We start from the raw sequence: 25597 nt of genomic DNA, 5'->3' as shown, positions 1-25597 counted from the left end.
ACGCCATGGCCGACATTGCCGGCGTCTTTCACTGGACGCCGGCAGCGATGGACGGTTTTACGATTGATGAGTTGATGGCCTGGCGCGAACGCGCCAGGCAAAGAAGCGGAGCGGAATAGATGGCTGGTCGGGATCTGAAATTACAGGTGGTATTTGCAGCGCTGGACAAGATTACCGGCCCGCTGAAAAAAATCATGGGCGGGTCCAGCGATACGGCCAAGGCGCTAAAGGCCACCAGCGACCGCCTGCGTGAGCTGAACACCCAGCAGAGAAACCTGGGGAAATTCCGCGAACTGCATAGCGGTATCAATGCGACGCGTACCAAGCTCAAGGAAGCGCAGGACAAACTGAATGATCTTGCTGCGAAAATGAAGCAGACCACGACGCCCACGCGCGCCCTAACGCGCGAATTTAACGCGGCAGTCAAAGTCACGCAGGCATTGACGCTGAAAAGCCGCGAACAAAGCCAGCAATTCCGCGTCCTGCGTACCAGCCTCAAGGAAGCCGGCATCGACACGCGCCAGCTCGGCAAGGCGCAGGAATGGCTCAAAAACAGCATCCAGCTGACGAACGTTGAACTGGCTTCGCAACAAAAGCGCCTGGCCGCCTCCGCCGCCAAGCAGCAGCGCGTCACCAATGCCACCCAGCACGCGGACAAGTTGCGCAACAAGGCGGGCAACCTGGCCATGGCCGGCGCTGGCGCCACCGCCACGGGCGCCGTCATCGGCGCGCCCGTCGTCAAGGGGCTGAACGAGGCCAAGCACTATCAAACGGAAGTGGGCAGGGTCAACGCGCTGGGCCTGGGCGACAAGGTATCCGCCGAGGCCGTCGCCTTCGCACGCAACATGAAGACCTACGGCACCAGCCAGCTCGACAACCTGCAGCTGATGCGCGACGGCATGAGCGCCTTTGCCGACGTGCACCATGCGGAAATGGTCGCCCCTACTCTGGCCAAGATGAAGTTTGCCAATCACGCCTTCTTTGGCGAGGCCGAAGGCGCCGACAACGAACGCAAGTTCATGGACATGCTCAAGGTCATCGAGCTGCGCGGCGGCCTGGAAAGCAAGGAAAAGTTCGAAGCCCAGGCCAACATCGTGCAGCAAGTCATCACCGCCACGGGGGGGCGGGTCGGTCCGAATGAATGGCTGAACATGATTAAAACGGGCGGCATCGCCGCCAAGGGCTTGAAGGATGACGCCTTTTACTACCAGATGGAACCGCTGGTGCAGGAAATGAGCGGCAACCGCGTCGGCACGTCCCTGATGAGCGCCTACCAGAACTTGTATCAGGGCCGCACTACCAAACGCTCGGCCAAGAAACTGGAAGAATTTGGCTTGATCGGCGACAAGAGCAAGGTCACGCATGATAAAGCGGGACAACTTTCCTTCCTCAATCCTGGCGCGCTGCTGGGTTCCGAGCTGTTCCGCGAAAACCAGTTCGAATGGATGGAAAAGGTGCTGTTGCCGCAACTGGCCAAGAAGGGCATCACGGAAAAGAAACAGGTGCTCGACGCCATCGGCAGCATCTTTTCGAACCGCACCGCGTCGAACCTGTATTCGCAGATGTATTTGCAGCGCGGGCAAATCCACAAGAACGAAAAGCTCAACCGTGGCGCCGCCGATATCGGCAAGCTGGAAAAGCTGGGCCGCGACTCGGCCGCCGGCAAGGAACTGGAAGCGCAATCGAAGCTGGCCAACCTCAAGCTCACCATGGGCGAAAAAATCCTGCCGCTGTACGCGCGGGGGCTGGAGCTGGCGATTTCCGCCGTCACGCGCCTGAACGGCTTCATGGAACGCAACCCGACCGTGGCCAAGGTAATGATTACCGCCTTTGCCGTGCTGGCCGGCCTGCTGCTGGTGCTCGGGCCGCTGATGCTGGGCATTGCCGCCCTGATCGGCCCGTATGCCATGCTGCACGTCATGTTCGCCAAGATGGGCGTGACCGGCGGCGTGCTCACGCCCATCCTGCGCAGCCTGGGCGGCGCCTTCATGTGGGCGGGCCGCGCCGTACTGTGGCTGGGCCGCGCTCTTCTGATGACCCCGATTGGCATCGCCGTCACGGTCATTGCCGGCGCCGCCTTCCTGATCTACAAATACTGGGAGCCGATCAAGGCTTTCTTTGGCGGCCTGTGGTCCAGCGTCAAGGAGGCGTTTGCCGGCGGATTCGTCGGCATCAATAGCCTGATCGCCAACTGGTCGCCGCTGGGCCTGTTCTATCGCGCCTTCGCGGGCGTGCTGGGCTGGTTCGGTGTTGCGCTGCCGGCCAGGTTCACCGACTTTGCCGCCGACATCCGGGGCCGCTTTGCCAAGGGTCTGGCGCCGCTGGCTGGCCTCTTCACTGGCATCTGGTCGCAGATCAAGATGGCCTTTGCCGGCGGCATTGGCGGCGTCAGCGCCCTGATCGCCAACTGGACACCGCTCGCCCTGTTCTATCGCGCCTTCGCGGGCGTGCTGGGCTGGTTCGGCATTGCGCTACCGGCCAAGTTCACCGACTTCGGCGCCAGCATCCTGCAGCGTATCACCGCATCCTGGCAACCTATTGGCGCTTTCTTTGCCGATATCTGGTCGCGCCTGCGCACCGTCTGCGCCGGCGGCATGGCCAGCATCAGCGCGCTGATTATCAACTGGTCACCGGTCGGCGTGTTCTACCAGGCATTCGCGGGCGTGTTGAGCTGGTTCGGCATCAAGCTGCCGGCGCAGTTCACCGAATTCGGCGCCAACATCCTGCGCGGCCTGATCAACGGCATCACCGGTTCCATGGGCGCCGTCAAGGACGCGATCAGCGATGCCGGGTCCAGCACCATTGCCTGGTTCAAGGAAAAGCTGGGCATCCACAGCCCAAGCCGCGTGTTTGCCCAGCTCGGCGACTACACCATGCAAGGCCTGGCCGTGGGCCTGGACCGCAGCGAAGCCGCGCCGATTGCCAAGGTATCCGGCCTGGCCCAGCGCCTGACGCAACTGGGCGCCGGCATCGCCATCGGCACGGCCACCGCCCTGCCGGCCAGCGCCTTCGACACGCGCGCGCCGCTGCCCCAGGGCGGGTTCGGCGCCGGCATGACCATCCAGGGCGACAAGATCGAAATCACCTTCCACGTGCAGGCCGGCACCGATCCCCAGGCCATCGCCCGCGCGGTGAGCGTGGCGTTAGAACAGCGCGACCGCGAAAAGGCGGCGCGCATCCGCTCTTCCCTGCGCGACCACGATTAAGAAAGAACAGCACCATGATGATGATTTTAGGAATGTTCGTGTTCAGCCTGCCGACCCTGGCATATCACGAGCTGCAGCGGCAAACGGAATGGAAGCACGCCAGCACGGCGCGCGTGGGCTTGCGCGACGCGCACCAGTACGTGGGGCCGGGCGACGACACCATCACCCTGTCGGGCTGGGTAGCGCCGGAACTGACCGGCTCCCTGTATTCCCTCGATGCGCTGCGCATGATGGCCGACACCGGCAAATCGTGGATACTGATCCAGGGCACTGGCCGCATTCTCGGCTCGTACCGCATCACCAGCATGACCGAGGGGCGCACCATCCTCGACGGCAGTGGCGGCGCGCGCCGCGTCGAGTTCTCGATTGCGCTCAAGCGCGACGACGACGGCGTGCTGGCCATGGTGGGCCTGGGCGACATCGGCGACCTGAAAAACATGCTCAGCATCGACGGCATGACCAGCAGCATTGCGGGCGCGGCCAAGAACGCTGTGGGCAGCGTCGTGGGCAATGTAATCGGCGGCATCACGTCGAAATATGGCGGCGTCGTCAGCGAGATGAAAGACAAGATCGGCGGCAGCGTCAGCGGTGCCATCGGCAGCGCGGCGGACAAATTCAAATGAGCGAGCATATCCCGGCCTTCAAGGTCAGCATCGAGGACAAGGATTTGACGGCCATCGTTTCGCCGCGGCTGATCAATCTGACCTTGACCCTCTGCCGTGGCGACGAGAGCGACCAGCTCGACATTTCCCTGGATGACAGCGATGGCAAGCTGGCCCTGCCGCCGCGCGGCGCGCAGATCGCCCTGGCGCTGGGCTGGCAAGCCACTGGCCTGGTAGATATGGGCAAGTTCACCGTGGACGAGGTGGAGCACAGCGGCGCGCCCGACACCATCACCCTGCGCGCCAGGTCGGCCAACCTGATCGACACCTTCAAGCAGCAGCAGGAACACAGCTTTCACAAGACCACCCTGGGCGCCATCATCGAGGCGATTGCCTTTCGCAACGAGCTGGCGTCGGGCGTGTCGGCACGCCTGCGCGATACCGCCATCGAGCACATCGACCAGACCCACGAAAGCGATGCGGCCTTCCTGCGCCGGCTGGGCAGGAAGTACGACGCCGTGGCCACCGTCAAAAATGACACCCTGCTCTTCATCCCCATCAACCAGAGCCGCACCGCCAGCGGCAAGGCGCTGCCCGTGATCCCCATCACGCGCGCCCTGGGCGACGGCCACCGCTACCACAGCGCCGAAAGCGACGCCTACACGGGCGTGCGCGCGTTCTGGCACGACGAGCGCTACGCGCGCCGCCGCAGCGTGGTGGCCGGCGTGCCCGGCAACAGCAAGCGGCTGCGCACCACCTTCGCCAACGAAACGGATGCGCGCGCGGCGGCCGTGGCCGAATGGCAGCGCATCCTGCGCGGCCTGGCCACCTTCGAAATGAACCTGGCCCTGGGCAACCCGGCCGTGTTCCCGCAATCGCCCGTGACGGTGACAGGCTTCAAGCCCGAGATCGACGCCACCGAGTGGCTATCGGTCAAGGTCACGCACAACCTGGGCGGCAGCGGCTTTACCACGCGTGTGGAATTTGAAACGAAGACGGAAGCGGTCGAGGCCGAGCGAGAGGAAGAGAAAGACCCGGACGAAGGCATCACGGGCGTGGTGGCCAAGTGGAAGGACGTGGCGGCGAAGAAGAAAAAGGTGGGGCAGGAACAGGCCGGCGCCACGGGCCAGCTCAAGACGCTGGAGCACGTCTACAAGAGCAAGCAGGCCGCCAAGCGGGCGGCGCTGCATACGTGGAGGCACATCGAAGAGGTCCGAGAAATCATTCGTGAAAACAAGGAGGATGCGGCCAGCGCTCAATAGGCGCTGCAGACACTCTTCAGCGTTGGCTTATTGTCCTCGATTTGCGTCCAGCCACATAGCTGGCATATCACCTACAGCGCCGACACATTCCATCGCTTTGCCGCGTGATCGCTCAATATGCCCGGCGGTGTAAGCCTTTCCGGCAATGTAGCATTTCCCGTCTTTTGCCGGATTAACATCATGATCAGCAGGTGCTTGAACTTTGTAAAGTAGCCAGCCACAAGCAGTCAGGCATGCAATCAGGGCCGCGAGTTGCAAGCGAGCGGCGCGTTGCAGACGTAAAAAACTCATCGTTTTTTCAGCACAAGCGATGCAGGGAAGCGCAGTGTGCACATGATGAGCTGTAGTTTGGGGGGATTTGACGGCAGAGCTCGGAGCATCAACAAGGGGCTTTCCGGCCTCTTCAATTCTGTCCTCTAGAGTAGTTTTCACTTCTTGATACTTACTTCTAGGCAGCTCTTTAAATCTTTGGAGGCCGTAATCGGTAATCAGTCCTCGATATATCTTTACATCCTCATCGCCAGTTAGGCTGGCAAGCCTGTCCACCAGCAATTTGATGTTTGAACGCTGATAGGAGGTAATCAGCTCAACCTCTTTTTCCTTGTCGCCAACATGTAGCGTGACTACGTTGCTCAAGCGCGGCGCCTCATTCACGTTTCCAATAACCGCTTGCCCTACTTCGCGCTTGAATTCAAATTTTTCAGACATCTGCTAACTTTACTTTCCACAACCAAAACTAATCTACGTTCATCGACTAAAGGATGCTCAGTCGGTCTAGCCTTTGTAATCACACTTGTTGGTCATCAGCCAGTAGGCCGTGCGCGTCTGCGGAATGATTTTCTTGCCGCGTATGACATACGAGGCTTGGCCGCCGCTGATTGGGCAAATGGCTTTCACAATCTGGTTCGGCTCACTTAGAAAAATGTCTATAATTTCATCCCCTGCAAGGATATGTGGCGGTTCGTCTTCGCCTTTAGCGATCTTCGTTATCTTAACGAACTCCACGGCCATGCCAACTTTCGGGAGACGCACACTAAGGTCTTTATAGCCGAGGTCTTTATCCGTCACCGGAATACGGACTAAGGCCAATTTGATTTTTTTTGGGTCGGCGGTAGACTCGTTTGCGTAAGAAGATGAAATTGGCAATGCAGCCAAGAACAGCGATATTAAAATGGCATTCATTTTCTCTTTGTGCCCACGTTGAATGTCTGCTTCCCCGTTACATCACCAGTTACTTGCTGGCCGACTTTACCGTGGAAAATTACAGTGGGGGTGGCGGTGTCCGCCTTTTGCTGCGCCGGCTTGGTCGCAGGAGCTGCAGTCATACCGTCAATCATTCCTAATACTCCCGCCTTGCCGCGAATATCTAAACCACGATAGCCCGACAGCAATTCCTTTTCGTCGTCCGTCAACGATGCCGCTGCCTGATCGCCAGTAAGGATGAATTGGACATCAACACCAATTGCGGATATAGCCCGTAGATAAACGGCGTCTGGAGACCGCTCATCCTGCTCGTACGATATTTGAGTACGTTTTTTCACGCCACCTGCAGCGCCAAAATCTTCTTGATTCATGCCCAAGCGGAGGCGCTCCGCCTTCAATGCTTCGCCGATGGTGCTCATATTTTCACTAAATCTCATTGACAGGTGTACATTCGTACACTATAGTTACGCCATCCTGTAGCGATTACACATCATAACATTATGAAAAACGTATCCAAAATAGGGCGCACTGCCAAGGGCGTCACTTCTCAGCCTTTAGGCGTCCGCTTGGCGCCTGATGAAGTGCTGGAGGTCGAAGCACTTGCCGCACAGCAAGAGCGATCCCGTGCGTGGTTTTTGCGCTTCCTGATCTTGCGCGGCCTCGCCGACTACAAGCGTGAAATCGCTTCCCAAATCACCCACTAAGGACGACGCCATGTACCCCGATGCAAAACGTATCCGCAACCACCGTGTCATGTTGCGCCTGGACGATTACGAACACCAGCTTGTTTCCTCGCTCGCCGACTACCAAGGCGAAGCTCTTGCGGTGCTGGTGCGCCAGATTGTCATGCGTGAAGCCTTGGCCGTTGTTGCCTCAGATGACGCCAACATCGATAGCGTACAGCTTCGCAGTGCTTAATCCGAGACGCTGAATAGTAACTTTTAAGCAACTGCAAAGCTACCCACATGCCAGATCACCAAATTAATCTCAATGACGACGAGCGCGCGCTGCTGGAAATCGTGCGCCAGCGCCAAGGACTGGCCGATATCGAACAGGCGGCGGAATGGCTCATCAAGTCGCGCTTGCGCAAGCAGTTGAAAAACATGACAGGTCGCGGTCGCGCCCTGTACCAAGTGGAAAGAAAGCTGAAATGAGAGTCATCGGCCTGCCCTGCCCGCATTGTGAATACACCGTCCGCGCCGTCAAAAGCCGCACGATGTCCGCCATGTTCAAGGAAATCACCTATATGTGCCAGAACCCGGACTGCGGGCACGTCTTCGTGGCAGGCCTGGAAGTGCTGCGCACCCTCTCGCTGTCGGCCGTGCCCAAGTCTGATATCCGTATTCCGATGTCCCAACATGCGCGCACGGCCGCCACCAATCAGCTGGCCTTTGATCTGACTGCGGGATGCTGATGAACGCCATGGCCATTCTCGCGCCGCCGTAGCCCGGCCGCTGTAACTCCCCTCCATTGCTGTGCCCTGCAGCGCTCCTTTTTGAGCGTGCGGGTTTCGCTCAACCTGAAATAAGGAAAATCGATGTTAAACAGTCTTCAAATGCTCAAAACCGTCACCTTATCGCATGAGTCTGTGCTGGCGGCATTGTGTGCGCTGGGCCGTCAACGCTCAAACGACAAGAAGCTTTTACAGCATTGTCTTGAGTCAAATCATGCATCGGTTGCTTGGGTTCAACGCGAAATTTCCATAGCTGATGCAGCCATCATCAGTCTGAGAGGTGCCATCAATGCTGTTCGCTATTGCTACGCATGCGGCCATGTGGGCGACGTAATCCCCTCGGCGTCAGATTGCTGCCCAGGTGGCACGTATGCGTCCATGGTCCATCCAGAGATCGCGCGCCAGGCGCGAATCGGCGTCATTGGATTGGTATCGCTTGCGGATGGAAAAATTCCATGCAGCGGCGATATGGCGGGAGAGTGGTAATGCTGCAGTTGCTCAAAACCTGCGGCATATGGCTGCTGTCGCTCCTGATCCTCATCACCCCAGCCCTGCTGCGGGCCATCGGCGCCATCAAGGACTGAACCATGCCGGCGTCCCTTATCGACAATCACCTGTCGTTTCTGCCGGCGGCGGCAATCCTCGCCGCACGCGACAAGGACGTGCCGACGCCCCCAGGGGCGCCGGAGGCACTGGCCGCCATTGCTGCGGCGAAAGCCAGCCTGGCCGAACGGGCAAGCTTGCGCGCCATCGAGCAGCGGCGTGCCAGCGAGGCGCGCTTTATCGCCCAGGCCTGGGGATTGTCGCCGCGTGGCGCGCGCCGTTCCGTGCTGATCGCCGCCGGCCTGGACGCCGACCGCTGGGAATCGCCCATCCACTCCTTTACCGAGGAAGAGCGCATCGAACTGCGCGCTGCCACCTCTGCCGCTATCCGTGTGTACGAAAGACTGTTGAATGCAATCTAAACAAATCCTGCTGCCTGCCCCGCAACGCCACGAAGCCTTCCTGCGCTCCGCCCGGTTCGCGCCCGAGCTGGCCCGCATCCCGTTCAAGTGGCGCAACCGCGTCATCGCGGCCGCCATGGCAAAAATGGCCTGGTCGTCCTGGTACAAAGTCTATGAATCCGTCGCCACCAGCTTTGTGCGCGAATTCGCCGAGCAGTACGTCCCTGCCGGCGTCGACCTGTCGCAAAGCGATGCGGACATCGTGGCCACCGCCGAGCGCGCGGCAGCCGGCGTGACCAAAATGCTGTGGATGGCCTTGTCCGACACGCACGCCCTGCAGATCATGGAAGGTGAATGCGCCTCGTATGGCATCGAGCTGCCCAAGTTCGACGCGCTGACCGATACCATCGCCCGCCTAGTGGACGCCCGCTGGTGGCGCCGCCAACTGCGCAAGCGCGTCAAGCGCGCCTTCGAAGCCGGCAAAATCCACCTGGGCTACGTGAACTATCGCGGCGAACCCTACGCCAGCAACGACGCCGTGCTGTCGCGCCTGGCGCAGAACCGCCGCAACGCGGCAGCGCTGGCCGCCACGCTGGTGCAGAACGAAAACGGCCAGCAATTCAGCATCGCCGAACTGGCCGAGAAAACCACCGCCAACAAGGCCATACGGCGCGGCGAACTGATGTTGCGCATCAACGGCTTTGAGCAGATCGCCCGCGAGTGCGGCGACCAGGGCATTTTCATCACCTGGACGTGCCCATCGCGCTTTCACGCCATGCAGCACAGCGGCAAGCCAAACGACAAGTTTGACGGCTCCACGCCTCGCGAGGCCAATGCATATTTAGGCAAGATGACATCGCTGTGCCGCTCCGCGCTGGCGCGCCGTGGCATCGGCCTGTACGGCTTTCGCATCGCCGAACCCCATCACGACGGCTGCCCGCATTGGCATCTGCTGCTGTTCGTGCGCCCCACCGCGAAATACAAGACGGCCCACCTGCAGGACGTGGCGGGCCGCGCCATCCGCATCATGAAGCGCTACGCCTGGCGCGTGGACCGTGGCGAACCGGGCGCCTTCGCGCGCCGCCTGGACGTGAAACGCATCGACTGGACCAAGGGCAGCGCCGCCGGCTACATCGCCAAGTACGTGGCCAAGAACATCGACGGCGTGGCCGAGCACAAGACGAAAGAAGGCTATGTCGTCACGGCCGACACCGAAGGCGATGTCGAGCTGACGCCATCGGCGCGCGTCGAGTCTTGGGCCGCGTGCTGGGGCATCCGTCAATTCCAGCAATGGGGCGGCGCGCCCGTCACCGTCTGGCGCGAACTGCGCCGCATCGAGGAAAGCATGCTCAACGAAGCCCCGGCCGCCATGCGCCGCGCCTGGGACGCCGTGCAAAAGATCGACGGCGAAAAACGCGCCTGCTGGGCCGAATATCTGCGCGCCCAGGGCGGCGCCCTGGTGCCGCGCAAGGAGCTGGTCGTCACGCTGGCCAAGGATGAAAAAACCGTCATCGGCCGCTACGGGGAAACGCTGCGCACCACGCCCTACGGCGTGCGCTGCAGCGACCTCATTGGCGTGGTCTTCAAGTCCGTGCGCCATACGTGGACGCCGGTACAGGCCACAGGCGCTCGCGCGGTGGCTGTTGGGGTTGCCGTTCCTCGGACTCGTGTAAATAACTGTACGCACCCCGACCGCCCTGCCCCGCCGGATCGCAGCCCCGACATCGTGCGGGCGATATGTGATGAAGAGCGAACCGCGATTTGGGCTTGTGCAGCACACAACAATCTATGCCCATTCCCCCGGATCCCGGGCGACCAAGAAAAGATCGATTTGCTTTTCGAAGTGGCGAAGCTAAACGCCTGCCCTTACCCGCGCGTGATCGTCACCGATACGGCTTCCATGAGAGGAAATGCCACATGAGCACCTATGCCGTGATCGTTCGCACACAAACCGAACGCTTTGAATTTTTTGAGGTTGCCGCATCCAGCGGCGACGTGATCGACGCCGCCATCGACCGCTACGGCGTGTGCGGCGTTACCGCCAAACTGAAAGGAGTACCGCAATGCTGACCACCCTGACCGATTCACCGCGGCAAATCGCCCTGGGCGACCGCGTGACATTCGATACCGATGAAGGCTACCGGGCCGGCACCGTCAACGACCTGCGCCGCGACGTGGGCAATGGCGAGCTGCACGCCTGGGTGGAGCTGGACCACCAGTGGCCGGGCATGTTCCGCGCCGTGCCGCTGGCTGCTGTGCAGCCCCTTGCCGCGACAACACCATGACGAAATGCATCACAAGTGATAAATGGCGCGGCGAGCGCGCCGAGCCCTTAGACCCGGCGATGGTGCGCTTCAAAGCGCGGGAAACAGCGGCGGCGAACTGCGAAGGTTGCCTGTTTGAGCGATCGTTCGGTGTGTGCTCCACTGCCGCAGCACTTGCTATGGCCAACGGCCAACCAGTCTGCGAGGAGCGCGCACCAGGCGGCATGACCTATATCTACGTGCAGGACCAGAGCGACCCGCGCCAACTTGACCTGATAAGAACTATTTCATAGCGCAATAAGGAGAAATACCGACATGAATGAATTGGCATTAAGTGATCAAGAGGTTATCGACCTGACACATTACCGACGCGCGGCAGAACAGCTCCGCGCCTTGAAGGAAATGGGCGTGCCCGCCACCAGATTGCACGACAACACAGTTCGCGTGCTTCGCATGCATCTTATCCATCCCGCTACCATGCCGGCGGCCCCCGCCCCTGTAAGGAAATCTGCCAGAAAATGAATCGTCACCGCAAAACCAATCGCGGCCTGCCGCGCCGGGTCTACCTGAAAAACGGTGCGTATCGCTACCTGGCGGCCGCGCCCATGCGCAACCCGGCCAACGGCAAAATGCAAAGCTGGATTCACCTAGCCTATGAGGCCGAGGGGGAAAGCAAAATGCTGACGGCCCTGGCCGCACTCCTGGGTAGTCCGCACCTTGTCGAAGGCTCGATGCCTCATGCCTGCGTAGAATTCAAAGAAAATAAACTGGGCGGCTACGGCAAGGACACGCAAGATGCCTACCGTCGCTACCTGGACGTGATCGCCGACGAGTTCGAAGAATTCCACGCATCCCAGGTCACAACCAAGGACTGCGCCGGCTTCTTGCGTGACAACTTCAAAAATACGCCGAACACGGCGAAGAAGTATGCTGCACTGATGAGCCGGCTGTTCAAGTTCATCATCGGTGAACTGGGCCTGCGCCAAGACAACCCCATAGATCAACTCGACATGTCCAGTTACAAGACCGGACGCCGCGAGGTGCTGGCCACACACGCGCAAGTGCAAGCGATACGCGAAGCCGGCATGATGAGCAAGGAGCGCAAGGGCACGGGCTTGAGCATCCCGACGGCCAGCGGCCCCATGTTCGCCTGCATCATCGACATGTCTTACCTGCTTTGGGCACGCGGCATCGATATCCGCATGCTGAAAGAATCACAGATCGAGGATGGACGGATCAGGATCAAGCCAAGCAAGACGCAAAAAACCAGCGGCAAGGCAGTCGATATTGTTGTCACGGCAGAGATTGCCGAAGTGATAGCCCGCGCCCGTGGACTGAAAATCAAGTATGGGCTGATTAGCCAGTTCGTGTTTCCGACGCAAAAAGGCGGCGCCTACACCCGCTCCGGCCTCAGTTCAATGTGGGACCGCGCAAAGGAGCGCATTGGCATGAAGGATGACGTGGTGTTCCGCGATATCCGAGCCCTGGCGGCCACGGATGCGGCACGGCGAGGCGAGAACCGCAGCGACATTCAAAAGCGCCTGGTGCACACGTCAGGCAAGACCACGGATATTTACATCAAGGAAGTGATTGCGGATGTTTCCGAGATTCCGATGGAATTGCCCTGGCTTTAGTAAGTGCCAACGTCCCTTTGCCGCCGCCATCTTCAGTGCGTGGCAAAGCGTAGCAAAGAACTAAAACCGTAGGACACCAAGTCCTACGGTGTAACGTCAAGAGAACCGCGCCCCCAACGCTAAGCTTTAGGTGTCGTCGCGAATATCTTTGCTTGGACCATTTGCTTTTACCGAAGCGATACCACTATCTCGACCTGCTGCATTCGCATAGTTTTCGCTCCGTCCAATTACTTCGCCATTCGCAGCTTTCAGCACGAAGGAGTACGGCTGACTTGCGGTAGTCTCCTTACGAACATATCGCTCGTCAAACGGACTGTTCACCTGGCATGAAGCGATTCCAGTCTGGGCGCCTTGCTTGGAGGCATAGTTCTCACTCGTCAGAATTACCTCGTTATTGCCAGCACGCAACACGAAATGATACGGCTGGGCGGCGCTAGACTTCTTGATGATGTAATGACCTGGCATTCGATTCTCCTAGATTGGAAGTGATATACACATGAGCCCATTTCTTATGCCGGGCTGTTGAAAAGCATATCATTCGCTATCAGCGGAATATGCGCGGATTGTAACCTCGACATCAGGAAACCAATTACGGCCACTATCAGCTTCACAGCACAAAGCACGCTATTTTAACTACTCACCCTCGGCCGATAAAAGTCACATGTGGGAGTAAGCAAATTTGATGTCACGTAAACGGAAAAACCCAGCACCGATATTATACAAACGTATAATATACAGTACTGGGTTTCTATACAGCTTGCGCTGTAACTCCTTGAATCTAATGGTCGGGGCGAGAAGATTCGAACTTCCGACCCCATGCACCCCATGCATGTACGCTACCAGGCTGCGCTACGCCCCGACGAGGTGGGAATTATAGCAGACGCTTTTAGGTTTTTGCCATGCTTTTGCGCGCGATTCATGTCGATCTGCGCAAACTTTTTTGCATGCGCCGCTCAAGCGCCCTATTCGCTCAGCAGCAACGCCGTCAGGACGATGCGAAAGCCCGCGATCAGCGGTTCGACCTTCACGTCCGGATGGTGAATGAAGCGCACGGGCAACCCCTGGTACAGCGCCACCAGGGCATCGAGGCGCCCTTGCAGCATTTCCTCGTCAGCCGGCAAGCCACGCTTGATGCGCGCGTCGCGGATGATGGAAAGAAATAACTGGCGCGAACGCCGGTCCGAGCATTGCAGCATTTCCGCGATCGCCGGATTGCGCGACGCCTCTGCAAAGATTTCCAGCGGCATCATCCACGTGGTCGGGTCCAGCGCTTCGAGCACATGCTCGCCCGCATTGTCGATCACGGCCTGCAGCGGGTCTTCGCGCTGCGCCAGGTCCTGCATCAAATTGGAGACGCGCTCCGTATTCTGCATGACGAAGGCGGCGATGATCGCATCCTTGCTGTCAAAATAATTATAGATGTGGCCCGCGCTCATGCCGGCCGCCTTCGATATCTCGGCCATGCTGGCGCCGTGGAAACCGCGGCGGCTGAAGCAGCTTTCGGCCGCATCGAGCACCTGCTTGCGCCGCGTGTTGGCGCGCTCGGGATCCGGATGCTTCTTTTCAACTTGGTTCATGACTTTTCCAGTAGCGCGCCGGCCCTGCCCTTGCGGGCAAGGCCGGCGTCGGCGTCCCCGTGATTATTGGGCGCCGCCAGCCGCCGCGACGGCTGTCTGCTCAGGTTGCCAACCGCCGCCCAGCACCTTGTACAAGGTGACCAGGTTGGTCGATTTGGCCAGGCGCGCCGTGATCAGGCTTTGTTGCGCCGTGTACAGCGCGCGCTGGGCCACCAGGGCGTTCAGGTAGGACTCGGCGCCCTGCTTGTAGCGCGCGTCGTGGATGGTGTAGCTCTTCGTCGACGCCTCGACCAGCGAGACCTGCGACTGCAGGCGCTCGTCGATGGTGCCGCGCTGGGCCAGCGCATCGGATACTTCACGGAAGGCGACCTGGATCGCCTTTTCATATTGCGCCACGGAAATTTCACGCTGCACCTTGGCGATATCGAGGTTGGCGCGGTTCACGCCTCCATCGAAGATCGGCAAGCTGATCTGCGGCAAGAAACTCCACGTGCCGCTGCCGCCCTTGAACAGGCCCGACAGGTTGTCGCTGACCGAACCGGCCGTGGCCGTCAGCGAAATGCGCGGGAAGAAGGCCGCGCGCGCCGCGCCGATGTTGGCGTTGGCGGCGCGCAGGGTGCGCTCCGCCGCCAGCACGTCGGGACGGCGTTGCAGCACGTCCGACGGCACGCCGGACGGAATGTCCGCCAGCGCCGTCACGGTGCCGAACTCGGCTGGCGGCAACAGGTCGGCCGGCACGGGGCCGCCCACCAGCAAGACCAGCGCGTTTTGATCCAGCGCAACCTGGCTCGTGAAGACCGCCACGTCGGAACGGGCCGACTCGACACTGGTCTGGGCATCGTACTTGTCCAGGCCCGAGGTGGCGCCGGCACTGAAGCGGCGCACGGCCAGGTCATACGACGACTGCTGGCTCTTCAAGGTGTCCTGCGCCACGCGCAGGCGCTGCTGGTCAGCCACCAGGTTCAGATAGGTGCTGGCCACTTCGGCCACCAGGCTGATCTGCTGTGCACGGCGTGCTTCTTCCGTGCCCAGGTATTGCTCCAGCGCACTGTCGGACAGGCTGCGCACGCGGCCGAAGAAGTCCAGCTCGTAGGCCGACACGCCCAGGTTCGCCGTGTACTGGCGGTTGATGGACGCTTCGCCCGTCGGGCTGGCGTTTTTCGAAATGCGCGTGGCCGACTGGCCGCCCGACGCCGACAGGGTCGGGATCAGGGCGGCGCGTTCGATGCCGTAGGTGGCGCGCGCCTTCTCGATGTTAAGGATCGAGACGCGCAGGTCGCGGTTGTTGGCCAGCGCCAATTCCAGTACCTGGCGCAGGCGCGCATCGGCAAAGAACTCGCGCCAGGCGATGTCCGCCACCGGCTTGGCGTCAGCGGCGGCCGTGTCGGCCTTGTAGGAAGGGCCCGTCGGCCACGCCGTGGGCGCCGGCGCCGCCGGACGCTCGTACGTGGGAGCCAGGCTGCAACCGGCCAACAAGGCCAGTGCCGCCATGGAGAGTAGTGATTTTTTCATATTAATGTGCATCCTTGGAAAGCGTGACGGCTGGCGAACCAGGCGTCGCCGGCGTGGCGGGCGCGTCCGGCTTCGAGAAGAAGCCGCGCACCAGCACGAAGAACACCGGCACGAAGAAGATACCGAGGAACGTGGCCGTCAACATACCGCCCAGCACGCCGATACCGATGGCGTTCTGGCTGCCGGAACCGGCGCCGCTGGAAATGGCCAGTGGCAACACGCCCAGGCCGAAGGCAATCGAGGTCATCAGAATCGGACGCAGACGCAGACGCACCGCATGCAAGGTCGCGTCCAGCAGCGACATGCCCGATTCCTGCATTTCCTTGGCGAATTCCACGATCAGAATCGCGTTCTTCGCCGACAGGCCCACCACCGTGAGCAAGCCCACCTGGAAGTACACGTCGTTCGACAGGCCGAACAGCCAGGTCCCCAGCACGGCGCCGATCACGCCCAGCGGCACGACCAGCAGCACGGAGAATGGAATCGACCAGCTTTCATACAGCGCAGCCAGGCACAGGAAGACGATCAGCAGCGACAGCGCGTACAGCTGCGGCGTCTGCGAACCGGATTCGCGCTCTTCCAGCGAGACGCCGGTCCAGCTGAAGCCGATGCCAGGCGGCAATTTCGCCACCATCTCTTCCATCGCGTTCATGGCGGCGCCCGTGCTCTGCCCCGGCGCCGGCGTACCCAGGATCTCGACCGACGGCAAGCCGTTGTAGCGTTCCAGGCGTGGCGACGCGTAAATCCACTTGCCGGTGGCAAAGGCGGAGAACGGCACCATCTGGCCAGCGGTGTTGCGCACGAACCACTTGTTCAAGTCTTCCGGCTGCATGCGCGATTCGGCATTACCTTGCATGAACACTTTCTTCACGCGGCCACGGTCGAGGAAGTCGTTCACATATGAACTACCCCAGCCCACGCTCAGCACGCGGTTGATTTCCGAGATCTGCAAGCCCAGCGCGGTAGCTTTCTGCTGGTCGATGTCGATCTTGTACTGCGGCGTATCTTCCTGGCCGTTCGGGCGCACGCCCACCATGGCCGGATTCTGCGACGCCATGCCCAGCAACTGGTTACGCGCCGCCATCAGGGCGTCATGGCCGACACCGCCGATATCCTGCAGCTGCATGTCGAAACCGGTGGCGTTACCCAGTTCCAGCACGGCAGGCGGGGCAAACGTAAACACCATCGCATCCTTGATCTGCAACAACTTGCCCATGGCGCGGCCGGCTACGGCCGGCGCTTTTTGCGCCACGTCCTTGCGCAGCGACCAGTCCTTCAGGCGCACGAAGGCGATACCCGTATTCTGGCCGTTACCGCCGAAGCTGAAACCGGCGACGGCAAACACGGAAGCGACGTTATCCTTCTCGCTGTTCATGAAGTGGTCTTCGACCTGCTCGATCACTTTCAGGGTGCGCTCTTGCGTGGCGCCCGTCGGCAATTGAATCTGCGTAAACAGGATGCCCTGGTCTTCTTCCGGCAAGAACGAGGTCGGCAGGCGCATGAAGATGAACACCAGGCCAGCCAGCAGCAGCACGTACAGCAGCATCGAGCGGGCGCGGTGCGTGATCATGGCGCCAACCATGCTCTGGTACTTGTTGCTGCTGCTATCGAAACTGCGGTTGAACCAGCCGAAGAAACCCTTGTTCGTCGCGTGATGGCCCTTCTCTACCGGTTTCAACAGGGTAGCGCACAAGGCTGGCGTAAACACCAGCGCGACGACGACGGACAGCACCATCGACGAGACGATCGTGATCGAGAACTGGCGGTAAATCACGCCCGTCGAGCCGCCGAAGAAGGCCATCGGCACGAACACGGCCGACAGCACCATGGCGATACCGACCAGCGCGCCCGTGATCTGCGTCATGGACTTGCGCGTCGCTTCCAGCGGCGATAAGCCCTCTTCGCTCATCACGCGCTCGACGTTTTCCACCACCACGATCGCATCATCGACCAAGAGACCGATGGCCAGCACCATGGCGAACATGGTCAAGGTGTTGATCGAATAGCCAAACGCATTCAGGATACCGAAAGTACCGAGCAGCACGACCGGCACGGCCATGGTCGGGATCAGGGTGGCGCGGAAGTTCTGCAGGAACAGGTACATCACCAGGAATACCAGGATCACCGCTTCGACCAGGGTCTTGACCACTTCCTCGATCGACAGTTTCACGAACGGGGTGGTGTCGAACGCCACTTGGTAGCTCATGCCTTCAGGGAATTGCTTGCTCAGGTTGCCCAGCATGGCTTTCGCCGCATTGGCCGTATCGAGCGCGTTGGCGCCCGTCGCCAGCTTGATCGCCACGCCGGTGGCCGCATGGCCGTTGTAGCGGGCCACGGTGTTGTAGTTCTCGCGGCCCAGTTCCATGCTGGCCACGTCCTTCAGGTACACCATGGCACCGTTGGTCGTGGTTTTCAGCAAGATGGCGCCGAACTGCTCCACCGTTTGCAAGCGGCTTTGCGCCGATACGGTGGCGTTCAGCTGCTGACCCTTGACGGACGGCGTGCCGCCCAGTTCACCGGCCGACACTTCCGCATTCTGCGCCTGCACGGCCGTGATCACGTCCGCCGGGGTCAGATTGAAACTTTGCAGCTTGGCCGGGTCGAGCCAGATACGCATGGCGTACTGCGAACCGAACAGGGTCACATCGCCCACGCCGGCAACACGGCTCAGCGGATCGACGACGTTGGCGGCCACATAGTCGCTCAAGTCGGTCTGGTCCATCTTGCCGTTTTCGGAAATGAAGCCGAACACCATCAGGAAGTTCTTGGTGGCTTTCGACACGACCAGGCCTTGCTGCGTGACAGCCGTCGGCAGCAGTGGCGTGGCCAGTTGCAGCTTGTTCTGCACTTGCACTTGAGCAATATCAGGATTGGTGCCACTGGTAAACGTCAGCGTGATGCTGATGCCGCCAGTCGCATCGCTCGACGAAGCCATGTAGCGCAAGCCGTCGATACCCTTCATCTTTTGTTCGATGACCTGGGTGACGGCATCTTCCACGGTCTTGGCGGAGGCGCCAGGGTAGGAGCCGCTGATCGAAATCGACGGCGGAGCGATGCTCGGGTACTGCGCAATCGGCAGGCTGAGGATCGAAATCACGCCGGCAAGCATGATGACGATCGCGACCACCCAGGCAAAAATCGGGCGGTCAATGAAAAAACGGGCCATTAATATTCTCCTGAATTAGTGGGCGCTGGCAGCCGATGCGGCGGCAGAAGCGGCAGCGGCGGGCGCAGGCGCAGGAGCAGCTTCGGCCTTGGCCGGCACGGCAACGGCTGGGGCGCCTGGCTTGATTTTTTGCAAGCCTTCCACGATCACGCGGTCGCCTGCGGCCAGGCCGGACGTCACCAGCCAGTTGGTGCCGACGGTGCCGCTGGTGGTCAGCACGCGCTGCTCGACCTTGTTTTCCTTGTTCAGGATCATGGCGGTGGCCTGGCCCTTCTGGTTGCGCGTCACGCCCACTTGCGGCACGGTAATGGCTTTTTCATCCACGCCCGTTTCCAGCTGCGCGCGCACGTACATGCCTGGCAGCAATTCGCCTTTCGGGTTCGGGAACAGCGCGCGCAAGATCACATTGCCGGTGGTCGGATCGACCGTCACGCCGGCAAACTGCAGCTTGCCCGATGCGCCGTACTTGCTGCCATCCGGCAGGATCAGGTCGACCTTGGCCTGGCCTTCGCCCACTTTCTTCAGCGAGCCGTCGGCCATCTGGCGTTTCAGGCGCAGCAGGTCGGTGCTCGACTGGGTTACGTCGACATAGATCGGATCGAGTTGCTGCACGGTGGTCAGCGCTTCGGCCTGGCCCGCCGTGACCAGCGCGCCGGCCGTCACGGTCGAGCGGCTGGTGCGGCCGCTGATCGGCGCCGTCACGGTGCTGTAGCGCAGGTTGATGTTGGCCGATTCCAGCGCCGCGGTGGCGGACTCGACGTCTGCCTTCGCTTGTTCGAACGCGGCGACGGCATCATCGTATTCCTGGCGGCTGACGCCTTCGATGGCCACCAGTTCCTTGTAGCGCGACGCTTTCGGACCGGCCGTCAGCAGGTTGGCCTTGGCTTTCGACAGCGCGGCCTTGGCCGAGTTGTAGGCGGCCTGGTAGGTGGCCGAGTCGATCTGATACAGGGCCGTGCCCGCTTTCACATCGCTACCCTCGACGAACAGGCGCTTCTGGATCAAACCGCCCACTTGCGGGCGCACATCGGCGACCTGGTAGGCATTCGTGCGGCCGGGCAATTCGGCGCTCATCGGCAACGCGGCCGGATTAACAGTAAACACGACCACCTGTGGCGCTTGCTGCGCGTGAGGTGCTTCCTGTTTTTTACTGCAGCCGGCCATGATTACAGTGGCGCACAGAACGGCAATAGCGCCGCTCGTACGCGGCGACGTCAGGGAAAAGGTTGGTTGCATCTTGGACTTTCTGAAAAAGAAGCTGGCTAGTGTCGTTAGAAATGACTAAATTTATTAACGCAGATCAAAGAATGAACGATCATTCTAAAATCGTCAAGCATCGTTACAATTGAAACATAGTAACTATCAAGCGAATTAACTTATCAATGAGGCAATAAAATGAAGACAGCAACAGCGGTGGCACGCCAGCACAGTTGAGCAGGAACCTGGCGAGCTGTGGCTAAAACGGCAAAGCGGAAAAGGTGGATTGAGTGAATACTTTAGCAGGGTCAAGAGTTCTTTGCTGAACTGGCCGACAAGGACGCAACACTCCGCCCTGCCCGCAAGCATGCCGAGGTAATTATTTACCAATGGTATCGAAAAGACATGCAGCGGCGGACGCGCTAATATATTGACCACAGCGTGGCGAAGCGAGGACGCGATGATGACAGCACAGGCGCAAGGAACGGCGCAAGACGATGGCGCGGGCGGCCTGGACGCGCCGCCACTGCTGTCGACGGGCATCCCCGGCCTCGATACCATACTGACGGGCGGCTTGCTGGCCGAGCGCCTGTACCTGGTCGAAGGCGTGCCAGGCACAGGCAAGACCACCCTGGCGCTGCAGTTTCTGGCCGAAGGGGCACGCAACGGCACGCCCGTGCTGTATATCGCGCTGGCCGAATCCGAAATCGAGCTGCGCGGCGCGGCGCTGTCGCACGGCTGGGACCTGGCCGGCATCGCCATCGAAGAAGTGGCGCCCGACGACGACATACTCGACCCCGAGCGCCAGTACACCATCTTCCACCCGTCCGAAATCGAACTGGCCTCGACCAACCAGCGCATCCTGGCCGCCATCGAAAAGCACCGCCCGGCCCGCCTCGTGCTCGATTCGCTGTCCGAATTGCAACTGCTGGCGGAAAACCCCTTGCGCTACCGGCGCCAGGTCGTGGCGTTGAAACAATACCTGGCCAGCCGGCACTGCACCACCCTGCTGATCGATGACCGTTCCGCGCTGGACGACGGCTTGCAAGTGCGTAGCGTGGCCCATTGCGTGATCTCGCTGGAGCTGCAAAACCAGGACTATGGCAATGACCGGCGCCGCGTGCGGGTGGTGAAATACCGGGGCGTGCCGTTTCGCAGCGGCACGCACGACTACCGGATCGCCCGTGACGGCCTGGTGGTCTATCCCCGCCTGGTGGCGGCCGACACGCGCCGGGATGGCGGCCATCGGCGCCTGTCGAGCGGCGTGCCCGAACTTGACGCCATGACAGGCGGCGGCCTAGAAGAAGGCATGAGCACGCTCCTTTCCGGCCCGGCCGGCAGCGGCAAGTCCACCCTGGCGGCGCAATTCGTGCACGCAGCCACGACGCGCGGCGAACCGTGCGCCATGTTCCTGTTCGAGGAAGCACGCAGCAAACTCCTGAACCGGGCCGACAGCGTGGGCATGCACCTGCAGGCGGCGCTCGACACGGGCCTGCTGAGCGCACAGCAAATCGATCCGGCCGAGCTGACACCGGGCGAATTCGCCCAGGCCGTGGTCGACGCGGCGGAACGGGGCGCCAGGGTGATCGTCATCGATAGCCTGAACGGCTACATGCATGCCGTGCCCGATGAACGCTTCCAGAGTACCTACCTGCATGAACTGCTCAATTACCTGAGCCAGCGCGGCGTGACCACCCTGCTCGTCGGGGTGCAGCAAAACATGCTGGGCACCTCGATGACGACGGCGGCCGACGCCAGTTACCTGGCCGACAGCGTCATCATGCTGCGCTACTACGAAACGGAAGGCGAAGTGCGGCAAGCCATTTCCGTCTTCAAGAAACGCGGCAGCGCGCACGAGCGCAGCATCCGTCGCTTCGAGATCAGCCCGCAGGGCATCCGCATCGGACCGGCCCTGGCCGGCTTTCACGGCATCCTGTCGGGCTTGCCCACCATCGGCGGCACGCCTTTGCCTTAGGAGTTGCCATGGAGCAACGTATCCTGATCTACGCGCCTGCCGGCCAGGATGCCGCCCTGGCCGGCACGGTATTGGCCGGCAACGCCATCGCCAGCCACGCCTGCCGCTCGCCCGGCGAGCTGGCCGAGCAGCTGGCGCTGGGCGCGGGCGGCGTGCTGACGGTCGACGAGGCGCTGCATGCAGGCGTCTACTCCGTGCTCGACGCCTATGCCCGGCAGCAGCCGGACTGGTCCGACTTGCCCATCATCCTGCTGACGCACGCGGGACTCGATTCCCTGCCCGTGCGGCAAGCCATCGCCGCCCTGGGCAACCTGACTCTGCTGGAACGCCCCGTGCACATCCTGACCCTGATCACCTCGGCGCACGCCATGCTGCGCGCGCGCCAGCGCCAGTACCAGGTGCGCGAGACGCAGCGGCGCAAGGACGAATTCATTGCCAGCCTCGGGCATGAACTGCGCAATCCGCTGGCGCCCATCAAGTCGTCGGTGGCCCTGCTCAAGCACCTGTTTCCGGCATCGGAGCAGGTCGGCAAGGTGAGCGACGTGATCGAACGCCAGGTGACGCACCTGACGCGGCTGGTGGATGACTTGCTCGACGTGGCGCGCATCACCAGCGGCAAGGTCCTGCTGCAGCGCAAGGAGTTTGAGCTACAACAAGTGCTTGAGCATGTAACCGAGCTGTGCCAGCCTGCAGCCTGCAGCCGGCACATCCGCATCACCCTCGATATGCCGCCGCATGCCGTGACATTGCACGCCGACTATGCCAGGGTGGTGCAGATCTTTGCCAATATCGTCTCGAATGCCGTGAAGTTCACGCCGGACGGCGGGCTCATCCACATTACGGCGCGCCTGGCACAGGGCCAGCTGCAGGTGATGGTCGAAGACAATGGCATCGGCATCGACCCGGACGCCATCGCGCGCATCTTTTCCATGTTCGAACAGGGACGCACGGTGGCGGGCCAGATGACCAGCGGCCTGGGCATCGGCCTGAGCCTGGCGCGCCAATTTGCCGAAATGCATGGCGGCAGCATCGAGGCCTGCAGCGACGGCCCCGGGCTGGGCAGCCGCTTCATCGTCACCCTGCCGGCCAGCACCAGCGGCGCAGCGGCCACACCGGCCGCGCCAGCCGCCGGAAGCGACACGCCCGCCGGCGGCGGCCAAGCAGCTGTGCCAGTGCTGGTGGTGGACGACAACCGCGATGCGGCCGATTCCTTGCAAAGCCTGTTCCAGCTCGAGGGCTATGCCGCCCAGGTCGCGTATGGCGGCGCGCAGGCGCTGGCAGCCGTGGAGATGGCGTGGCCGCAACTGGTGGTGATGGACCTGGGCATGCCGGACATGGATGGCTACGAAGCGGCGCGCCAGATCCGCCAGCGGGCGCACGGGCGCGACGTGCTGATGATCGCCCTGACGGGCTGGGGCCAGGGCGAGGCGCGCGCACGCACGGAACAAGCCGGTTTCGACCATCACCTGACGAAACCGGTGGATTTCGACGCCATCGCCGCCCTGCTGCGCGCCCACCTGGCGCAGCGGTCAGGGACGGCTACGCCAACGCCATAGCGCCTATTTCCACTTGCCGCGCAGTTCCTGCACCTTCTGTTGCAGCAACTCCGGCGTGGCGGCCTCGGGCGCCACGGGCATGCCCACGGCCAGCGACAGACGCGAGCGCAAGCCCGCCTTGAAGGCGCGCTCGAACAAATGGCCGTTGCGATGGCTCAACAGATGCCCCCACAAGCCGCGCAGCGCCAGCGGAATCACGGGCACCTTGCTGCGCTCGACGATCTTGGCGATACCACCCTTGAATTCGCTGATCTGGCCCGTGCGCGTCAACTTGCCTTCGGGGAAAATGCACACCAGCTCGCCCTCGTGCAGCGCTTGCGCAATATCAATGAAGGCCTTTTCCATCAGGAAAGGATCTTCCTTGGCCGGCGCGATGGGAATCGCCTTGGCCGTGCGGAAAATCCAGCCCATCAGCGGCATCTTGAAAATGCGATGGTCCATGACGAAGCGGATGGGACGGGGGCTGGCCGCCATGATGACGATGGCGTCCACATAGCTGACGTGGTTGCATACCAGCACGGCCGCCCCTTCCGCAGGGATGCGCTCGCCATCGACGACTTTGACCCTGTGCACGGTCTGGATCAAAATCCACGCCAGGAAGCGCATGAGGAATTCCGGCACCAGCGAGAAGATGTAGGCGGCCACCAGCGCGTTCAGAATCGCCGTGACGAGGAACAGTTGCGGAATCGTAAATCCTTGTCCCAGCAGCACGATGGCCACGCCGGCGGCCGCCACCATGAACAGGGCGTTCAGGATATTCATGCCGGCAATCGTGCGCGAAATGTGTTTCGGGTCGCAGCGCGTCTGGATCAGGGCGAACAGGGGCACGATGAAGAAGCCGCCGAAGACGCCGATCATGACGATGTCGATCAGAATGCGCGGCACGCCCGCCTGGCCCACAAACGCCAGCGCATCGACGATGTGCGTATTCGCATACGCATTGCTGGCGAAATACAGATCGATGCCGAACAGCGACAAGCCGATGGAGCCGAACGGCACCAGGCCGATTTCGATCTTGTGGCCGGACAGCCGTTCGCACAGCAAGGAACCCGTACCGATGCCGACGGAAAACACCGTCAGCAGCAGCACGAACACGCTGTGGTCGCCATGCAGGAAATCCTTCGAATACACGGGGAACTGTGCCAGGATCAGGGCGCCGTAGAACCAGAACCAGGAGTTGCCCAGCATGGCCAGGAAGACGGGACGGTTCTTGCGCGAAAAATTCAGGTTGCGGAACGATTCGGCGACAAAATTCAAACTCACCTTCAAGTCCGGCTCCGGCGCGGGCGTGCGCGGCACGCGGTAGCTGGCGATCAGGCCGAAGACGGCAACGGCGATCGTCGCGCCCGCCACCAGTTCAACGCCCAGCGGCTTGTGCACGATCAAGACGGCGCCGAGGATTTCACCCAATAAGATACCGACAAAGGTGCCCATCTCGATCAGGCCATTGCCGCCGACCAATTCCTCGGGTTTCAGCTGCTGCGGCAGATACGCATACTTGACGGGGCCGAACAGGGTCGAATGCACGCCCATGCCCACCACCGCGGCCACCAGCAGCCACAGCGTATGCGTCATCCAACCGGCGGCAGCCACGGCCATGATGGCCAGCTCCATCCATTTGACGAAGCGGGCCAGGCCCGCCTTTTCTAACTTGTCGGCCAGCTGGCCCGCCGTGGCCGAGAACACGACGTAGGGCAAGATGAACAGACCGGGAATCAGGTTGGTGATGGTGGACGGGTCGAGCGTGGTCCAGCTCAGCGCATCGTAGGCGAGGATCACCATCAAGGCCGTCTTGAACAGATTGTCGTTGAAGGCGCCAAAGAACTGGGTCCAGAAGAAGGGCCCGAAACGGCGCTGCGACAATAAGGAAAACTGGCTGCTTTGACTCATGGCATGGGGAACCGGCAATTAAGGAATTGCTAAAATACAGCACTATCCTGCGCACGACAATCTGAATGTCGTCATCTTGCTTAGCGTCAATACGGGAAACAGCCTGCCACGCCATGCTGGTCCCATCTTCCTGACGCAGTCCCCGGCACTTGCCCT

27 protein-coding genes and 1 tRNA gene are annotated in these 25597 nt (G+C 61.2%); 18 read left to right on the top strand and 10 right to left on the bottom strand.

Translation table 11 applies throughout. The annotated features are described in order from the left end of the window. Positions 1–5: 5 nt before the first annotated feature. The 4 genes from AC1RJW_RS01850 to AC1RJW_RS01835 are packed head-to-tail and all read left to right on the top strand — an operon-like array spanning position 6 to position 5070. Positions 6–119: a GpE family phage tail protein gene (locus AC1RJW_RS01850; protein WP_071650284.1), complete on the top strand. Its 114-nt coding sequence runs from the start codon at positions 6–8 to the stop codon at positions 117–119. Continuing rightward, a complete protein-coding gene (locus tag AC1RJW_RS01845; protein WP_493042981.1) occupies positions 120–3206 on the top strand; it encodes a phage tail tape measure protein in 3087 nt (1028 codons plus the stop codon). Between the two features lie 14 nt (positions 3207–3220). Further along, a complete protein-coding gene (locus AC1RJW_RS01840; protein WP_493042980.1) occupies positions 3221–3829 on the top strand; it encodes a phage tail protein in 609 nt (202 codons plus the stop codon). Next, positions 3826–5070, top strand: coding sequence for a phage late control D family protein (locus AC1RJW_RS01835; protein ID WP_493042978.1), 1245 nt, complete (start codon positions 3826–3828; stop codon positions 5068–5070). Before AC1RJW_RS01840 ends, AC1RJW_RS01835 begins: the two co-directional genes overlap by 4 nt. A gap of 27 nt (positions 5071–5097) precedes the next feature. Here AC1RJW_RS01835 and AC1RJW_RS01830 read toward each other — a convergent pair whose 3' ends face one another. The 3 genes from AC1RJW_RS01830 to AC1RJW_RS01820 all read right to left on the bottom strand — a co-directional run bounded on the left by AC1RJW_RS01830 (position 5098) and on the right by AC1RJW_RS01820 (position 6692). After that, positions 5098–5778 carry a hypothetical protein gene (locus tag AC1RJW_RS01830; protein ID WP_493042977.1) on the bottom strand — a complete coding sequence of 227 codons (681 nt, stop codon included), beginning with the start codon at positions 5776–5778 and terminating at the stop codon, positions 5098–5100. Between the two features lie 66 nt (positions 5779–5844). Next, positions 5845–6252 carry a hypothetical protein gene (locus AC1RJW_RS01825; RefSeq protein ID WP_493042975.1) on the bottom strand — a complete coding sequence of 136 codons (408 nt, stop codon included), beginning with the start codon at positions 6250–6252 and terminating at the stop codon, positions 5845–5847. Further along, complete coding sequence (locus tag AC1RJW_RS01820; RefSeq protein WP_121668706.1) at positions 6249–6692, bottom strand: helix-turn-helix domain-containing protein; 444 nt, start codon at positions 6690–6692, stop codon at positions 6249–6251. The genes AC1RJW_RS01825 and AC1RJW_RS01820 overlap by 4 nt, the downstream gene beginning before the upstream one ends. A gap of 81 nt (positions 6693–6773) precedes the next feature. Between AC1RJW_RS01820 and AC1RJW_RS01815 the strand changes: the two genes are divergently transcribed. The 12 genes from AC1RJW_RS01815 to AC1RJW_RS01760 all read left to right on the top strand — a co-directional run bounded on the left by AC1RJW_RS01815 (position 6774) and on the right by AC1RJW_RS01760 (position 12568). Beyond that, positions 6774–6977: a hypothetical protein gene (locus AC1RJW_RS01815; RefSeq protein WP_493042972.1), complete on the top strand. Its 204-nt coding sequence runs from the start codon at positions 6774–6776 to the stop codon at positions 6975–6977. A 10-nt stretch (positions 6978–6987) separates the two neighbouring features. Next, entirely contained in the window at positions 6988–7191 is a 204-nt protein-coding gene (locus tag AC1RJW_RS01810) for a hypothetical protein (protein WP_493042970.1), read from the top strand. A gap of 47 nt (positions 7192–7238) precedes the next feature. Beyond that, positions 7239–7427, top strand: coding sequence for a hypothetical protein (locus AC1RJW_RS01805; RefSeq protein WP_121668704.1), 189 nt, complete (start codon positions 7239–7241; stop codon positions 7425–7427). Continuing rightward, positions 7424–7687 carry an Ogr/Delta-like zinc finger protein gene (locus AC1RJW_RS01800; RefSeq protein WP_493042967.1) on the top strand — a complete coding sequence of 88 codons (264 nt, stop codon included), beginning with the start codon at positions 7424–7426 and terminating at the stop codon, positions 7685–7687. The genes AC1RJW_RS01805 and AC1RJW_RS01800 overlap by 4 nt, the downstream gene beginning before the upstream one ends. Before the next feature lie 123 nt (positions 7688–7810). After that, positions 7811–8212 (top strand): hypothetical protein, encoded by a 402-nt coding sequence (locus tag AC1RJW_RS01795; RefSeq protein ID WP_493042965.1) that lies wholly within the window; start codon positions 7811–7813, stop codon positions 8210–8212. A 101-nt stretch (positions 8213–8313) separates the two neighbouring features. Beyond that, positions 8314–8691 (top strand): hypothetical protein, encoded by a 378-nt coding sequence (locus AC1RJW_RS01790; RefSeq protein WP_493042964.1) that lies wholly within the window; start codon positions 8314–8316, stop codon positions 8689–8691. Further along, positions 8681–10591, top strand: a complete 1911-nt coding sequence (locus AC1RJW_RS01785; RefSeq protein WP_493042962.1) for a replication endonuclease — start codon at positions 8681–8683, stop codon at positions 10589–10591. The genes AC1RJW_RS01790 and AC1RJW_RS01785 overlap by 11 nt, the downstream gene beginning before the upstream one ends. Continuing rightward, positions 10588–10740, top strand: a complete 153-nt coding sequence (locus AC1RJW_RS01780) for a hypothetical protein (RefSeq protein ID WP_493042960.1) — start codon at positions 10588–10590, stop codon at positions 10738–10740. The genes AC1RJW_RS01785 and AC1RJW_RS01780 overlap by 4 nt, the downstream gene beginning before the upstream one ends. Beyond that, on the top strand, positions 10734–10955 hold the full coding sequence (locus tag AC1RJW_RS01775) for a hypothetical protein (RefSeq protein WP_493042958.1): 222 nt from the start codon (positions 10734–10736) through the stop codon (positions 10953–10955). Before AC1RJW_RS01780 ends, AC1RJW_RS01775 begins: the two co-directional genes overlap by 7 nt. Continuing rightward, entirely contained in the window at positions 10952–11227 is a 276-nt protein-coding gene (locus tag AC1RJW_RS01770) for a hypothetical protein (protein WP_289944957.1), read from the top strand. Before AC1RJW_RS01775 ends, AC1RJW_RS01770 begins: the two co-directional genes overlap by 4 nt. Positions 11228–11249: 22 nt before the next feature. Next, positions 11250–11456: a DUF4224 domain-containing protein gene (locus tag AC1RJW_RS01765; protein ID WP_493042955.1), complete on the top strand. Its 207-nt coding sequence runs from the start codon at positions 11250–11252 to the stop codon at positions 11454–11456. Next, the gene (locus AC1RJW_RS01760) at positions 11453–12568 is read left to right on the top strand and encodes a tyrosine-type recombinase/integrase (protein ID WP_493042953.1); all 1116 of its coding nucleotides are present in this window, start codon (positions 11453–11455) and stop codon (positions 12566–12568) included. The genes AC1RJW_RS01765 and AC1RJW_RS01760 overlap by 4 nt, the downstream gene beginning before the upstream one ends. Before the next feature lie 126 nt (positions 12569–12694). On the opposite strand, the gene AC1RJW_RS01755 is transcribed toward AC1RJW_RS01760, so the two are convergent. From AC1RJW_RS01755 to AC1RJW_RS01730, 6 genes are all read right to left on the bottom strand, one after another. Then, positions 12695–13033 (bottom strand): YegP family protein, encoded by a 339-nt coding sequence (locus tag AC1RJW_RS01755; RefSeq protein WP_493042951.1) that lies wholly within the window; start codon positions 13031–13033, stop codon positions 12695–12697. 317 nt (positions 13034–13350) lie between these two features. Next, a tRNA-Pro gene (locus AC1RJW_RS01750) sits at positions 13351–13427 on the bottom strand. Between the two features lie 103 nt (positions 13428–13530). Further along, on the bottom strand, positions 13531–14145 hold the full coding sequence (locus AC1RJW_RS01745; RefSeq protein WP_070219162.1) for a TetR/AcrR family transcriptional regulator: 615 nt from the start codon (positions 14143–14145) through the stop codon (positions 13531–13533). 63 nt (positions 14146–14208) lie between these two features. Continuing rightward, a complete protein-coding gene (gene adeC / locus AC1RJW_RS01740; RefSeq protein WP_489630223.1) occupies positions 14209–15657 on the bottom strand; it encodes an AdeC/AdeK/OprM family multidrug efflux complex outer membrane factor in 1449 nt (482 codons plus the stop codon). Between the two features lies 1 nt (position 15658). Beyond that, a complete protein-coding gene (locus AC1RJW_RS01735; protein ID WP_493042948.1) occupies positions 15659–18823 on the bottom strand; it encodes an efflux RND transporter permease subunit in 3165 nt (1054 codons plus the stop codon). A 15-nt stretch (positions 18824–18838) separates the two neighbouring features. Then, positions 18839–20059: an efflux RND transporter periplasmic adaptor subunit gene (locus tag AC1RJW_RS01730; protein ID WP_493042945.1), complete on the bottom strand. Its 1221-nt coding sequence runs from the start codon at positions 20057–20059 to the stop codon at positions 18839–18841. Positions 20060–20483: 424 nt separating this feature from the next. Here AC1RJW_RS01730 and AC1RJW_RS01725 point away from each other — a divergent pair, with 424 nt between their 5' ends. Further along, positions 20484–21995 (top strand): ATPase domain-containing protein, encoded by a 1512-nt coding sequence (locus AC1RJW_RS01725; protein WP_493044197.1) that lies wholly within the window; start codon positions 20484–20486, stop codon positions 21993–21995. A gap of 8 nt (positions 21996–22003) precedes the next feature. Then, positions 22004–23551 (top strand): hybrid sensor histidine kinase/response regulator, encoded by a 1548-nt coding sequence (locus AC1RJW_RS01720; RefSeq protein WP_493042942.1) that lies wholly within the window; start codon positions 22004–22006, stop codon positions 23549–23551. 3 nt (positions 23552–23554) lie between these two features. On the opposite strand, the gene AC1RJW_RS01715 is transcribed toward AC1RJW_RS01720, so the two are convergent. Continuing rightward, positions 23555–25441, bottom strand: coding sequence for an MFS transporter (locus tag AC1RJW_RS01715; RefSeq protein ID WP_493042939.1), 1887 nt, complete (start codon positions 25439–25441; stop codon positions 23555–23557). Between the last annotated feature and the right edge of the window lie 156 nt (positions 25442–25597).

It is taken from the genome of Janthinobacterium sp. GW822-FHT07A03, from assembly GCF_058798815.1.
The sequence above is the reverse complement of the archived record's forward strand: the minus strand, read 5'-3'. Positions and strand labels throughout refer to the sequence as shown.